We start from the raw sequence: 13,387 nt of genomic DNA, 5'->3' as shown, positions 1-13,387 counted from the left end.
AATGCGGTTATAGTATATTGTGATCCCGATCAGTTCTAGAGTTTTTGTCAATTTGTTGCGTAAAAAACGATGTTACTCACAGCTATAGGTTTATTTTGTGCTTTTGTTAACAGGTATGCAGGAATAACTCTTCTACAATAACAATATGGCAAGTAGGTGAATTCATAATTGACCGTCTCAAGGAGTCCGTATGTGGAATGCAATCGCTAAGCAGTTAAGTGATACTTTGCAGTTTGATTTCAAGATTTTGGAACGAATGCGGATTTCAGGAGGCAACATCAATGAGAACTACGAAATATCGGATGGAGAGCAGCGCTACTTTGTAAAAATAAACGCCTCCGAGTTCCTTCCTATGTTCGAGGCAGAGCAGGATAATCTCACTACGTTGAGAAACACCAATACAGTGAATGTACCGGAGTTTATTACTCTGGGAAAAACTCGCGGGAATGCATTCATCATCCTGAATTACTTGCCAACGAAATCACTCTATCAATGTCGAAACAGTCTGGAATTTGGTGAGCAATTGGCTGAGCTGCATGCTATTCATACGCAGCTCGAATACGGGTTTGATAACGATAACTACATTGGTACAACGGTTCAGCCTAACCGGTGGCATAAGAAATGGGCTCAGTTTTTTGCCGATCAGCGGATCGCGTGGCAACTGAGTTTGCTGGCTGAAAAAGGCATACGGGTTGCGCAAGACAACGACGCATTGCTCGACAGTGTCTACTACGGACTAAAAAATCATAACCCTTCGCCATCATTGCTTCACGGCGATTTGTGGAGCGGTAATGCGGCTAATGGTCCATTTGGCCCACTCTGTTTTGATCCTGCTTGTTATTATGGGGATAGAGAGTGTGATATTGCGATGACCGAATTGTTTGGTGGTTTTGATAGCGACTTTTACAAAGGCTATCAGTCCGTGTATCCGTTAGCTGACGGCTATCAACGCCGCAAGTCTATCTATAATCTTTACCATGTACTCAACCACTGTAATCTGTTTGGTGGACATTACATTCAACAGGCGGAACAGATGATTGATGAACTAATGCTAAGCTATTCATAGAGTGGTGGTTTGGTAGGAGATCAATATGAAAACATTCAGCGAAAAAGGCATAGATTGCCCTCATTGTGGGCATCATATTCGGGTATCAGTGGATGCGACCAATGGCGATCAAAGCTTTTATGAGGATTGTCCCGCATGTTGCTGCCCTATACATTTGAGTATGCATGTGGACGAGCAACATGATCATATCGACTTAATGGTCGACGCTGACGACGAGCAAATGTACTAAGCCACCCAATTAGAGTGGCTTTGATAACACTATTGACCCCTTTGTTCTAGCACACGCTCGACAGTATCAACGATCGCTTGGGTTTGAGGATCAATTTCAATATTCACTTTGTCATCGACTTTACGATGACCAAAACAGGTTCGCTCAAGTGTTTCGGGTATTAAGTAGACACAAAAACGGTCTTGTTCGACTTCACCAATCGTCAGTGAGCAACCGTCAATCGCAACGAACCCTTTATGAAGTATGTATTTGGCCCAACTTGGGTCAATGCTAAACCATATTTGTTGTTGCTGGTGACCTGGTACTATGTGTGTAATCACTGCCTGACCAACGATGTGGCCTGAAACGGTGTGACCCCCTATTTCATCACCAACTTTTGCAGCACGTTCAATGTTCACCTGATCATTGGCTTGTAAGTGTGACAAATTGGTTTTGTGCAGAGTCTCTTGCATCAGGTCAAAGGTGACCTCTTGATCATTTTGCGCTGTCACTGTCAGACAACAGCCGTTATTTGCGATAGATGCACCTAGTTGAATGCTACTCGACAGACCTTCTGGTAGCTCAATGGTAAGCTTTCTAAACTGTGGCTCGTCAACGACTTTGACGACTTTTCCCATACCTTGCACAATTCCTGTAAACATTCTTCCTCACTTAGGTTTCATCACAGCGTTAACTGGATTATTATTCGCGTTCTTTTCCTGCTATTCAATTGTTTTTTAGGAATGCTATGCAACGTTATGTACGCGAAACCAATCACCTTGTACGCCTAGCAACGCCAGTGCTTATTGCTTCTGTTGCACAAACCGGTATGGGGTTTGTCGACACAGTGATGGCGGGCGGTGTGAGTGCAACCGATATGGCGGCCGTGTCGATTGCGGCCAGTATTTGGCTGCCCAGTATATTGTTTGGGATTGGTGTACTAATGGCGCTGATCCCCGTCGTAGCGCAGCTTAACGGCTCTGGACGCATCGAAAAAATCGCACCAGAAATTCAGCAAGGCGTGTATCTGTCGTTGCTGCTCGCAGTGCCAATTGGGTTGGTGCTGGTTCAAACGCCTAAGATCCTGTCGTTTATGGATGTCGATGTAGCGATGTCTCAAATAACCAGCGGCTATATTGATGCCGTTATTTGGGCTATTCCTGCATTCTTGTTATTTCAAAATTTCCGCAGCTATACCGACGGTATGTCTTTAACCAAACCTGCCATGGTCATTGGGTTTGTAGGGCTGCTATTGAACATTCCTTTAAACTATATTTTGGTTTATGGAAAACTGGGTTTGCCAGCGTTAGGTGGCGTTGGTTGTGGTGTTGCAACAACGATTGTGTATTGGGTGATGTTCGCTCTTATGGTGGGGTATGTCGCTAAAGCTAAAAAGCTGCAAAAAATCGGTTTGTTTGAACGCTGGTATGCACCGAATTGGAAAGAGCAATGGCGCCTATTTACCCTGGGATTACCCGTTGCATTGGCGATGTTCTTCGAAGTGACGCTATTTGCCGTGGTGGCTATATTGGTTGCGCCGCTTGGTCCCATCGTTGTCGCTTCGCACCAAGTGGCCATTAACTTTTCGTCGATGATCTTTATGCTTCCTATGAGTATAGGCGCAGCAGTGAGCATCCGTGTGGGGCATAAACTAGGCGAAAAAAGCACCGATGGTGCAAAGGTATCGACCCGAGTCGGCCTGATTGCAGGATTAGCAACAGCGGTCGTTACAGCATTATTAACCGTGTTTTATCGTGAACAGATCGCGCTACTTTATACCGACAATACAGAAGTGATCGTACTTGCTGGACATCTATTACTGCTTGCCGCGATTTACCAATGTACCGACTCAATTCAAGTCATCGCGGCGGGTGCACTAAGAGGTTACAAAGACATGCGCTCCATATTTGTGATCACCTTTTTCGCCTATTGGTGTGTCGGGCTGCCGTTAGGCTATGTGTTAGGGCGCACCGACTTGTTGGTTCCAGCGCTTGGTGCAGAAGGGTTTTGGTACGGATTTATCGCTGGCTTGTCTACAGCCGCATTACTGCTGTTTATGCGTATAAGATGGATGCATAAACAATCGGATCAAATACAGTTTAGATTTGCAAACCGGTAACAATAAAGGCGCTCTATGCGCCTTTATTGTATTCAGCATTAACGCAACGCTACAGGTGTTCAATGCTACAGCGCATAGCTCTCTAATTGCGACTGTTGGGTTTTAGAAATGTTGGCAACCTTTTCAGCATCGTCAACCAAATGGTTTAATTGAGTTTTCACATGATTCGCTTTATCCATCATTGCGGCGATGGTCAGATTCACTTCTTCAGTGGCACTTTGTTGCTGCTCTGCAGACACCGATATTTGTTCTGAGCGTTCGTGAATGGTCTCCACTGAATGCGCAATTTCGGCAAAGCGTTGCTCCATTTGGCGGTTACTTTCGAGCGCAATCTGCATGTCTTTTTGGCTCGTGAGCACCAACGATTTTGAGTGTTGAGCTGTCGATTGTAAATCATCGACCATAGTGCGTATATTGGTGGTTTGTTGGGTTGTTTCGCTGGCCAGTTTACGCACTTCATCTGCGACAACCGCAAATCCACGCCCCATGTCCCCTGCCCGTGCTGCTTCAATAGCTGCGTTTAATGCCAATAAGTTTGTGCCTTCGGCAATATTGCTGATCACACTCACCATCTCTTCGATCTTCACTACTTTTTGATCCAGCAGTGCCATTGCTTGAGCGCTAGTACTCATTGATGTTTCGAGTTTGGTGAGTAATTCCGAATTATGCTGGACCGTTTTTGTGCCTTGCAAGGATTGGTCTGAAGTGATTTGAGTCTCTTGATTGGTTTCTGTGGTGAATGCAGCTATCTCTTTAATGCTCGCTTCAAGTTCATTGACCGCAGAGGCCACGGTCTCTACGTATGCAGCTACGTTATCCATATTTTCATAGGTATACTTTGCCGTCTCAAACGAACCATGAGCATTAGTGTTAAGCTCTATACTGCTCGCGTTCACTTTACTTAGAGAAGTCTTTGTTGAGTCTGTAACTTGATTGAGCATCTGGCTCAGTTGACGCAGTTCTTTAGGGCCCTTTGTTTCACACGCTTTCTTTTGATAGTCCAACTTCACCAATCGAGTTAGTCCCTCATGCATCACCTTTACGCCCTTTTGTAGCCACTGGCTAAGGGCTATTGCGCTGACAAAAATGGTGATGGCAATAATTGAACATGCTATCCATAGCGTCGCTTTGGTGTAGTTAATTGACGACGAAATGGTATTTCCCTGCAACAGCAGTTGTTTTTCTATTTCGTGTGCAATCAACGAGCTGTTGTGTGTGAGTTGTTCGGTGTTTTGCGTCAGTTCAGCTAGTGTCGCTTGCGCGGTTTGATCCAGTTGAAAACTATCCATCAATTGTGAAACTACGCCATTTCGCTGCAAACCTTCCAACACAATGTCGTAGGCGGACGTTAAACTCGGGAACTCTTTAATATCGGGTTTGATTTCAGCGTAGTCGTCGTATGCAAGCTCAAGCCCTGCCAAGCGTCCTCGTAGGTCTCGATAGTGCTTTTGCGCCTGAGCTGCATTGTCTGCGGCCAAAAACAGCAGGAATGAACGTGACATTGTCACCGCGGCGTCACTAAAGCGGTTTGCCGCGTCAACAGCGACTGGGTGTTCTTCCGACAAATAGGAAGATATACGGCTCATTTCAGGGCCTATAGAATCTATACCGTACTGAAACTGTGCGATATTTTGCTGAGAGCGACTACGGACATCTAATTGACTCCGTTTGGCATCAATAAACTGCTGAGCAAGAGTTTCATTGTCAACGTTTAGCTGTAAGATTTCCTCTAGTAGTGGGTCTTTGACAGTGGCTAATCGGCTCTGAAGAGATTGAAAATCGCTGACTGACGCATCATTAAGTGTGTCCAACGTGGCTAACTGGACTTCAAGCTCCTCTTTCGTTTGCGCATTGCCTGCCAAATTGAAGTGCATGAGCTTAATGAGTGCGTTCTGGGTAAGGTTAACGTTGTTAAACGCAACTGGAAGTTCATGATGTGATAGCTGACTAAACTCGTCATCAATCGAGTCAACTAGATAAGCACTTCTAAAACTTGCAATAACACTGACTAACAGCACAACACCAAATACCGCGACAATGGCATAAATGATTGAGGTGCCGCCGTGAGTCTTTGGCGGGATTGTTGTGGACTCAGCCTGTCGCGAAATGTCTACTAAATCAACGTTTTTCAAGTTGCTCTCCTAGCAATCTAAACTTTCGTGCGATACTAGGCAGGCTTTGTGACAGTCACATTGCAGATTTACGTCAAATTGATGAAGCCGTATTTGAGACGGTAACGCTGGTGTTTTAGGCAGCATTAAGGAGCGGTGCTCGATTGTTAAGCAGTCAGATCACGTTGGCACAATAATTTGTTGCACCTAATACGGTCTCTAGGTAATATCGTCTGCGTTCAAGACGTTGCGTCCGTAGCTCAGTTGGTTAGAGCACTACCTTGACATGGTAGGGGTCGGTGATTCGAATTCACTCGGACGCACCATCCTTGACTGCATAAGCAGTCAGTTGAACACACAAATTTGGGTCCGTAGCTCAGTTGGTTAGAGTACTACCTTGACATGGTAGGGGTCGGCGATTCGAATTCGCCCGGACCCACCAAATTTAAAGATAAACCCGCTTTTTAGCGGGTTTTTTCTTGTCTGTAGAGTACGATCGGCACTAATTATAACTGTTTTGACAGTGCCATTATTACTTTCAGTCCTTGTTGCTTTTCTTAAGGTTCTTTCGCGTTCTTTTCTGCGCTATCCCACACGCCAAGAATATACATAACTCCTAAAGCACGGTCGTAAAGTCCGTATCCCGGTCGTGCCCACTGTTCTTCGCCCCAAATATGACGACCATGATCGGGGCGCACGTAGCCATCATAACCATATTTATGCAAAGTCTGCACGACTTTAACGGTATCAACCGAACCGTCACAAGCACGGTGTGAGGCTTCAATAAAATCCCCGTTGTCATAACGTTTAACGTTTCGAATGTGCATGAAATGTATGCGGTCGTGGTATGCATCAATAATGTCTGGAATATCGTTATTCGCAGAACCTAATGAACCAGCACACAAACTCAATCCGTTGTAAGGGCTATCCACTAGGTTAAGAAAACGACCGATATTTTCTTTATTGATGATCAAGCGAGGCAAACCAAAAATTGGAAATGCAGGATCGTCAGGGTGAATACCCATTTTAATACCGACTTCTTCACACACTGGGATCACTTGATCAAGGAAGTATTGTAGGCTGTGCCACAAGTCTTCTTCTGTGAAGTTTTCGTACAGTTTAAATACTTCCTTCAGGCGAGCTAAACGTTCTGGCTCCCAACCTGGCATGGTCACATCCACATTGGTCGATAACTTTTCAATCAGCTCTATTGGGTCGATATTTTCGATTTTGTTCTTTTCAAAAAAAAGCGCGTTTGAACCATCTTCCATCTCTTTGTAGAGTTCGGTTCGAGTCCAGTCAAATACGGGCATAAAGTTATAACACACCACTTTTACACCCACTTTTGCCAAACGGCGGAGTGTTTCTTTATAGTTGTCGATATACTTGTCACGAGTTGACAAACCAAGCTTGATGTCTTCGTGAACGTTGACACTCTCAACAACATCAATATGAAAACCCGCAGCTTCGATGATCGCTTTTTCTTTCGCAATACGCTCTTCGCTCCATAACTCCCCGGCTGCCATGTCATGCAGTGACCAGACGATGCCTTCTACACCTGGGATCTGTTTAATATTGCCAAGAGTAACTTTGTCGTTTCCTTCGCCATACCAACGAAATGTCATTTTCATTTGTTATTTCCTCTGTGCTACGAAGCTGGCTACTGATTCTTTGGCACCCTTTGAAAACAGTGTTTCTAACGCGGATTGAAGCTCTGCTCTGAATGTTTGATTACTCGCTAGATCTTTTTCAAAGACACTATGAAGAGATAAGAAGCCATCTAAGGCTTTTTCTAAATCTGAGCCAGCTTGCAGCCAAATTTGTGCAAGCTGCTGTTTGAGAGGATCTTGCACGTCAATCGCCTGCCCCTGTTCGTTCACACCGCTGACATAACGAATCCAGCCCGCCAAAGCTAGACATAAACCTCTAATTGAAATGCCATTGTTTAGTGAATAGTCAATGGTTTGCAAAAAGCGCTGCGGAACCTTCTGTGTTCCGTCCATCGCAATCTGCCATGTACGGTGTTGCAGCGCTTTGTTTTCGTAACGCTCAATTAATTGGTCTTTGTACTTTTCGAGGTCAATGCCTTCAATGCTTAACGATGGCGTAATTTCCTCGTCCATCAGATAGCGAACAAACGTTTTGAAGTTAGGATCTTGAATAGTTTCCGAAATTGTCACATAACCAGACAAGTAACCAAGATAGGCCATAGTAGAATGTGTCCCGTTAAGCAGGCGCAGTTTCATTTCTTCATACGGTACAACGTTATCCGTAACCTGAACATTGGCGATTGACGTCTTCTCCCATGCAGGACGTTCATTGGCAAATTTGTCTTCAATCACCCATTGTAGAAAAGGTTCGGTAATCACACTGGCTTTATCTTCGAGACCCAAAATGTTCTCTATACGAGCGATATCATTTTCTGTCGTGCGAGGAACAATTCGGTCGACCATTGTGCATGGGAAAGTGATGTGCTTTTTAATCCATTGATAGAGATCAACATCAAGTTGCTTGGCAAACTGCAACACTACTTTTTCTAATACATGACCATTTTCAGGTAAGTTGTCACAGGTCAATGGTGTAAATGGTTGCACTCCTTTTTGATAGCGACAACGCATAGCTGAAACCAAAAGTCCGATCGCAGATTTTGGTGTGTCAATATTTTTTAAATCATGCACAATCAGCGGATGTGAAAGGTCCAAATCACCGGTCGCCGGGTTGTGGCAATAGCCCTTTTCTGTGACGGTCAGAGAGACGATTTTCACCTCTGGGTCACACATATAACTTAAAACTTGCTCTGTCTGAGCTGACATCAACACCGTTTCAATGGAGTCAACGATGTTGATGTCTAATTGATCGTTGTATCCGACGCCGATCGAATAGAGGTTGTCTTGAGCCGCTAGTTCTCTCTGTAATTCTACATTGCTCCATGTAACACCAACAATTTTCCAGTTACCACCAAGCTCTTTTATCACAGCATCCGTAATCAATGCCTGATGAGCGCGGTGAAAAGCGCCAAAGCCCAAATGTACAATTCCAACTTTTGCATTATTATTATTTTCGTTGGGTTTAATTAGGGCATTAGCCTCAGATAAGTAATCTTGACTTAATCTCATAATTATTCGAACCAAATGATATTAACAGACGCAACGAATTCTTTGCGCAAGATGATTTGTGAGAGAGTGTGTGACGAATAGCGCAGGGAAATATCCCCACGCTATAGAAACATCTCTAATTACATTGCTTGAATTTTGTCTAGAAGAGTGACTAGATCTGGGTTTTCCTTACGGAATTTATCATACACAGGCTTAACGGCTTCTTGGAACTTTGGAATATCACTTTCAACAAAAGTAATGTTTTGATTGACCAGTTCCGCTTTCGCTTTTTCTACATAGTTTGCCCAGTTAGTATCTTGTTGCTTAACTGTCTCTTTTGCGATTTCACGAATTTTCGCTTGCTCTTCAGCAGATAAGCTATCCCATACGCCTGTTGACACTACAAGTACGTCTGGAACCATAGTGTGCTTGTCGTAAGAAAACGTTTTCTTTACTTCGTAGTGACGAGAGGAGTAGTAAGACGGAATGTTGTTTTCCGCACCATCAACAACACCCTGTTGCAATGCAGAGTAAAGTTCACCGTAAGGTAGTGGAACCGGAGTGCCGCCCAACGCTTTGATAGTATCAATAGAAAGTGCTGAGTTTTGCACACGAATTTTCAGACCTTTCAAATCTTCTGGAGTACGAATGGGTTTGTCGGTGTAGAAACTGCGCGCACCTGCATCCAAAAATGCAAGACCAATAAAGCCAGAATCTTTGGAAGACATTAGGATTTGCTCACCAATCGGACCCTGCAGTACAGCATCATATTGTGCGCGGTCACGGTATAGGTAAGGGAGAGAAAGAATGGTGTAATCTGACGCAAATGCAGTCAGTGGCGCTGCACTTACTTTGGTGACGCCGATAGTACCACCTTGTACCATTTGCAGTAGTTTAGTTTCATTACCTAATATTCAAAAAAGTATAGTATCCATTTTAGTCTCTTTTTATTGCAACAACGTACCAAAACAAAAAGTGACTTATGGGCTAGACGAGGCGCTGCTTTTAATCGTTTTAAATTCACTTACAGGTAGCGATACGGTATCATTGAGCTTCTAGGAGCGTATAATGATGAAAAATTCCAGACATGAGATGATCGCGTTAGCGAGTCAACTTCGTACTCACCCTGACATCGCTGGGTTAGACTTCATTGAAAAGAAAATAGAAGCAGTCAGTGTGAAACACGGTGTTCCTATCTCTAACACGTTGCGTCACTTTTTAAATGGCATGAGGGCTATCCGCTCAGACGAGGATGAGTTGGCCATTGAGGAGTATGCCTCGTGTATTCGTATTGCGTCTGATGGAGATTACGTCTTAACCGCTATTTCTCACCTTTTAACAGCAACCATTCACTACGAGCAAGAAAGAACAGAACTTGCCAGCGTTCATTTTAAAGCCGCCCTTACTAACGAACATCGACTCGACACCGGAACGCTTTCTTGGATCTTAGTCAATATAAGTGGGTTTTACTGTTTTTTAGGCCATTACGAACGCGCTTTAGAGTGCGCCAGTAAAGGCGCTGAGTTATCGTCCTCGTCATTTAATGCGTATAACTATTGTGTTTGCTTACTTAACATTGGATATGCTCAGACACACCTTGGCCGTGGACGCGAAGCTGTCACCGTATTAGAAGATGCGGTAGAGATTGGTACTAAAAATAACAATATACGTCTGTTGGCCATTGCACACTCCTACCTTGCACGCAGTTATGCAAGTCTCGATAACTGTAACTTTGATAAAGCCCAACAACTCTTTTTTACTGCGCGTCAATATTTTACCGATGCGCTATCGGTTAACGATCATGTCGAGAATGAGATTGGGATTGCACGGTTTTACAATCAACATGCGCGATACATCGAAAGCGTTGAAGTGTGTGATGCGATATTTGCCCAGCTTGGTTCTGAATTAAGACCAATCGCTCGCAGACGTGCCTTAGAGCTACAGTGCGAGGCCTTAACTGAACTTAAGATGTGGGAACGCCTTGCTAACGTTGAGAATCAACTTCGACGATTGGTATCCAGCGCGCTGGATGAACATGAAACAGCAAGGAAAGAAAGTGTTGTCGAAGAGATTGATAGTACAGCAGAGCGACAAGAACAGCTTATTAATAGCAAAGTCTTCGAGAACTTAGACGCCATCAATACCATTGGCCAAATGATTGCAACAAGTGACAACCTTTCTAAGACTCTGCCTAAGATATATCAGCAAGTGAACACTGTGTTCCCTACTTTTGAGTTTGGGATAGCGCTTTATGATAACGCTAGCGATATCTTAGATTATTGTTATTTTTACGATGTGAATGGTTCTGTTAAAGGAAAGCGTGTCGACTGTAATATAGGTGACAACCTAGGTGCTTTTGTCGTTAACCACCTTCAAACGGTGCATATTAACTCGGTGACGTCAGATACCCTATCTCCCTTCCTTAATACAGAATACAAAGAAGTGAGCAACCCAGTTGTGAATGACGAAGAGTGCCACTCGTTACTCATGACCCCTATTGTGCTTAAAAATGAGTTACTTGGCGTCCTATCATTGCGCGCTAAAGAGGTTGATCAATATCACTCTTATCATCGCCGTCTGTTTGAGCAATTGGCTAACTTCATTGGTATATCGCTCATTAACTTGCAGCAGAAAGCGAGATTATTGATCGCCAATCAGCAACTCGAAAAATTGTCGCAAACTGATCCACTCACCGGTTTGCGTAATCGGCATCAGTTGAGTGAGTTGTTCCATGAATCGTTAGACTATAGCGTCGTTAACTCAACCAGTTTTTCACTGGCCCTTATCGATATTGATGAGTATAAGCAGTTTAACGATACCTTCGGACATCAAATGGGCGACCAAGCGCTAGTGATGGTGGCTAACTTACTTGCTGAACGTTTTAGCGACTGCAATGCACATCTATTTCGATACGGTGGTGATGAGTTTTTGCTGCTTGCTGAAGGGTTGAAGCAAGACGCGTTAGAATATCGTTTGCAATCACTTCTGGATAACTGCTATGCACTGCACATCGATGGCATCAACACTCCAATCACCTTGTCAGTAGGCGCAGCAATAGCAGAACGCCCCGAACGTGGCACTCGTTTTAATCTACTGTTTGACTTGGCGGACGAAGCACTCTATCAAATCAAGAATCAGGGTAGAAACGGATATCTCGTTCGTACTTGTAAAAAAGAACAATTGCTATGTGACTAATGCAGATCCTAGTCTCGCCGAAACTAGAATCACTAGACTTTTTATGTGGTACGCCATAGGCTTACTTAAACTGGTGTTTTCTATACTTTCAGATTAAGGATACGCGCACAATGATTTCAAAATGGTCTAAACGTTTTTTCCAGATGGCCGAGCTTGTTGGCTCATGGAGTAAAGACCCCTCTACTCAAGTTGGTGCGGTGATCACTAAGAACAACCGTATCGTCTCGGTTGGTTTTAACGGCTACCCTCACGGTATTTCTGATAGCGCCCAAACCGACGAACGAGAGCTAAAATACCTCAAGACATTGCACGCAGAAGAAAACGCCATCTTATTCGCAAAACGCGATTTAGAAGGCTGCGAAATATGGGTGACTCATTTCCCCTGCCCAAACTGCGCGGCAAAAATAATTCAAACGGGGATTGCATGCGTGCACTGCCCAGAGCAAACCGAAGATTTTATCTCCCGCTGGGGCGACAAAATTAAAATTAGCCAAGAAATGTTCATGCAAGCCGGTGTTCGTGTTGATTGGTTGCCGTTAAAAGATTTGGCAGACAGCCAAGAAAACGTACGATAATAGGAAGTGATGATGAAAAATGGACCTTTTCGCTGGGGTATCCTTGCTCCGGGCAATATAGCTAACCGTTTTGCACAAGCCTTTGAAGCTGTAAATAATGGTCTGGTATATGGTGTCGCTAGCCGAAGTGTTGAACGAGCTCAAGAATTTGCCAACCAACACGGCATCCCGACCGTTTATAACTCGTACGATGCGCTGATTCAATCGAGTGACATCGACGCTGTTTACATTTCCAGTCCTCATCGATTTCACTTTGAGTTGGTGAAAAGCTGCTTGTTAGCAAAAAAGCCGGTGTTGTGTGAAAAACCCCTCTGTGTCACCGCGAAGCAAGCAAAGGAACTCATCGCTCTTTCACACGAGCAAAATACCTTTTTAATGGAAGCGTTGTGGACCCGCTGTTTACCGCTATGGCAACAGGTAAGAGATTGGATCGCTGCGGGACTTATAGGTGACATTGTCACTATGGAGTCAAGCTTTGGCTTTGTTTTTCCCAATGATCCAAACAACAGGCTCTATAACATCGAATTAGCAGGCGGAGCCTTGTTGGACACAGGGATTTATAATCTTGCAATGTCTGACTTTGTGATGCAAAAAGCGCCTCTAGCAGTGCATTCTTCGGTAGAGAAAAGTGCGACTCATGTGGATCAACGTACTACGGGATTGCTTGACTACGGTAGTGCCACCAGCGTGTTTACCTGCACATTAGTCTCCGAATTAAGTAATACTTTTAACATCTTCGGTACCAAGGGCCGCATTTCCATTGATGCGAATTTTTGGGAAGCCCAGCATGCGACTTTGTCACCCGCTAATGGCGAAAAGAGAGTGAGTCACATCCCCTATCGAAAGAATGGGTTTGAATATCAAATTGAAGAAGCGCAGCACTGCATTGCCGCGGGTAAGTTACAGAGTGATCGTGTCAGTCACGACTTCACCTTAACAATGGCCAACATCATGGATGATATACTTGAAAAAGGCGGCGTCAATTACCCATTTGCACCGCGCAGCTAAGCGAGCTTAA

Annotated in this window: 11 protein-coding genes and 2 tRNA genes; 8 read left to right on the top strand and 5 right to left on the bottom strand. The window is 44.2% G+C overall.

Translation table 11 applies throughout. The features are described from left to right. Window positions 1–190 precede the first annotated feature (190 nt). Window positions 191–1,066: a fructosamine kinase family protein gene (locus ST37_RS15540; RefSeq protein ID WP_084887991.1), complete on the top strand. Its 876-nt coding sequence runs from the start codon at window positions 191–193 to the stop codon at window positions 1,064–1,066. Window positions 1,067–1,091: 25 nt separating this feature from the next. Further along, window positions 1,092–1,295 carry a CPXCG motif-containing cysteine-rich protein gene (locus tag ST37_RS15535; RefSeq protein ID WP_084887989.1) on the top strand — a complete coding sequence of 68 codons (204 nt, stop codon included), beginning with the start codon at window positions 1,092–1,094 and terminating at the stop codon, window positions 1,293–1,295. A gap of 29 nt (window positions 1,296–1,324) precedes the next feature. Here ST37_RS15535 and ST37_RS15530 read toward each other — a convergent pair whose 3' ends face one another. Beyond that, on the bottom strand, window positions 1,325–1,936 hold the full coding sequence (locus ST37_RS15530) for a riboflavin synthase subunit alpha (protein ID WP_084887987.1): 612 nt from the start codon (window positions 1,934–1,936) through the stop codon (window positions 1,325–1,327). An 86-nt stretch (window positions 1,937–2,022) separates the two neighbouring features. On the opposite strand from ST37_RS15530, the gene ST37_RS15525 reads away from it, so the two are divergent. Next, window positions 2,023–3,393, top strand: a complete 1,371-nt coding sequence (locus tag ST37_RS15525) for an MATE family efflux transporter (RefSeq protein ID WP_084887985.1) — start codon at window positions 2,023–2,025, stop codon at window positions 3,391–3,393. Between the two features lie 65 nt (window positions 3,394–3,458). Here the strand turns inward: ST37_RS15525 and ST37_RS15520 are convergent, their stop codons facing one another. Next, window positions 3,459–5,525, bottom strand: coding sequence for a methyl-accepting chemotaxis protein (locus tag ST37_RS15520; protein WP_084887983.1), 2,067 nt, complete (start codon window positions 5,523–5,525; stop codon window positions 3,459–3,461). A 228-nt stretch (window positions 5,526–5,753) separates the two neighbouring features. On the opposite strand from ST37_RS15520, the gene ST37_RS15515 reads away from it, so the two are divergent. Further along, window positions 5,754–5,830, top strand: a tRNA-Val gene (locus tag ST37_RS15515). A gap of 39 nt (window positions 5,831–5,869) precedes the next feature. Then, window positions 5,870–5,946 (top strand) — tRNA-Val (locus ST37_RS15510). Between the two features lie 115 nt (window positions 5,947–6,061). Here the strand turns inward: ST37_RS15510 and uxuA are convergent. The 3 genes from uxuA to ST37_RS15495 all read right to left on the bottom strand — a co-directional run bounded on the left by uxuA (window position 6,062) and on the right by ST37_RS15495 (window position 9,513). Then, complete coding sequence (gene uxuA / locus ST37_RS15505; protein ID WP_084887982.1) at window positions 6,062–7,135, bottom strand: mannonate dehydratase; 1,074 nt, start codon at window positions 7,133–7,135, stop codon at window positions 6,062–6,064. A 3-nt stretch (window positions 7,136–7,138) separates the two neighbouring features. Next, window positions 7,139–8,620 (bottom strand): mannitol dehydrogenase family protein, encoded by a 1,482-nt coding sequence (locus ST37_RS15500; protein WP_084887980.1) that lies wholly within the window; start codon window positions 8,618–8,620, stop codon window positions 7,139–7,141. Window positions 8,621–8,739: 119 nt separating this feature from the next. Further along, on the bottom strand, window positions 8,740–9,513 hold the full coding sequence (locus ST37_RS15495; protein ID WP_277922159.1) for a TRAP transporter substrate-binding protein: 774 nt from the start codon (window positions 9,511–9,513) through the stop codon (window positions 8,740–8,742). A 154-nt stretch (window positions 9,514–9,667) separates the two neighbouring features. Between ST37_RS15495 and ST37_RS15490 the strand changes: the two genes are divergently transcribed. The 3 genes from ST37_RS15490 (at window position 9,668) to ST37_RS15480 (ending at window position 13,377) form a co-directional block, all read left to right on the top strand. After that, window positions 9,668–11,794, top strand: coding sequence for a sensor domain-containing diguanylate cyclase (locus tag ST37_RS15490; RefSeq protein ID WP_084887976.1), 2,127 nt, complete (start codon window positions 9,668–9,670; stop codon window positions 11,792–11,794). A gap of 110 nt (window positions 11,795–11,904) precedes the next feature. After that, complete coding sequence (locus tag ST37_RS15485; protein WP_084887974.1) at window positions 11,905–12,369, top strand: cytidine/deoxycytidylate deaminase family protein; 465 nt, start codon at window positions 11,905–11,907, stop codon at window positions 12,367–12,369. A gap of 12 nt (window positions 12,370–12,381) precedes the next feature. Beyond that, complete coding sequence (locus ST37_RS15480; RefSeq protein WP_172401011.1) at window positions 12,382–13,377, top strand: Gfo/Idh/MocA family oxidoreductase; 996 nt, start codon at window positions 12,382–12,384, stop codon at window positions 13,375–13,377. The last annotated feature ends 10 nt before the right edge of the window (window positions 13,378–13,387 follow it).

It is taken from the genome of Vibrio sp. qd031, assembly GCF_002100145.1.
In the GTDB taxonomy this organism is placed as follows: domain Bacteria; phylum Pseudomonadota; class Gammaproteobacteria; order Enterobacterales; family Vibrionaceae; genus Vibrio.
This window is presented reverse-complemented; position numbering and strand designations above follow the sequence as displayed.

Bases quoted from the DNA above. Each gene is read 5' to 3' on its own strand.
- ST37_RS15485 (WP_084887974.1), top strand. From the start codon at position 11,905: ATGATTTCAAAATGGTCTAAACGTTTTTTCCAGATGGCCGAGCTTGTT.
- uxuA (WP_084887982.1), bottom strand. From the start codon at position 7,135: ATGAAAATGACATTTCGTTGGTATGGCGAAGGAAACGACAAAGTTACT.
- ST37_RS15530 (WP_084887987.1), bottom strand. From the start codon at position 1,936: ATGTTTACAGGAATTGTGCAAGGTATGGGAAAAGTCGTCAAAGTCGTT.
- ST37_RS15525 (WP_084887985.1), top strand. From the start codon at position 2,023: ATGCAACGTTATGTACGCGAAACCAATCACCTTGTACGCCTAGCAACG.
- ST37_RS15480 (WP_172401011.1), top strand. From the start codon at position 12,382: ATGAAAAATGGACCTTTTCGCTGGGGTATCCTTGCTCCGGGCAATATA.
- ST37_RS15500 (WP_084887980.1), bottom strand. From the start codon at position 8,620: ATGAGATTAAGTCAAGATTACTTATCTGAGGCTAATGCCCTAATTAAA.
- ST37_RS15540 (WP_084887991.1), top strand. From the start codon at position 191: ATGTGGAATGCAATCGCTAAGCAGTTAAGTGATACTTTGCAGTTTGAT.
- ST37_RS15535 (WP_084887989.1), top strand. From the start codon at position 1,092: ATGAAAACATTCAGCGAAAAAGGCATAGATTGCCCTCATTGTGGGCAT.
- ST37_RS15490 (WP_084887976.1), top strand. From the start codon at position 9,668: ATGATGAAAAATTCCAGACATGAGATGATCGCGTTAGCGAGTCAACTT.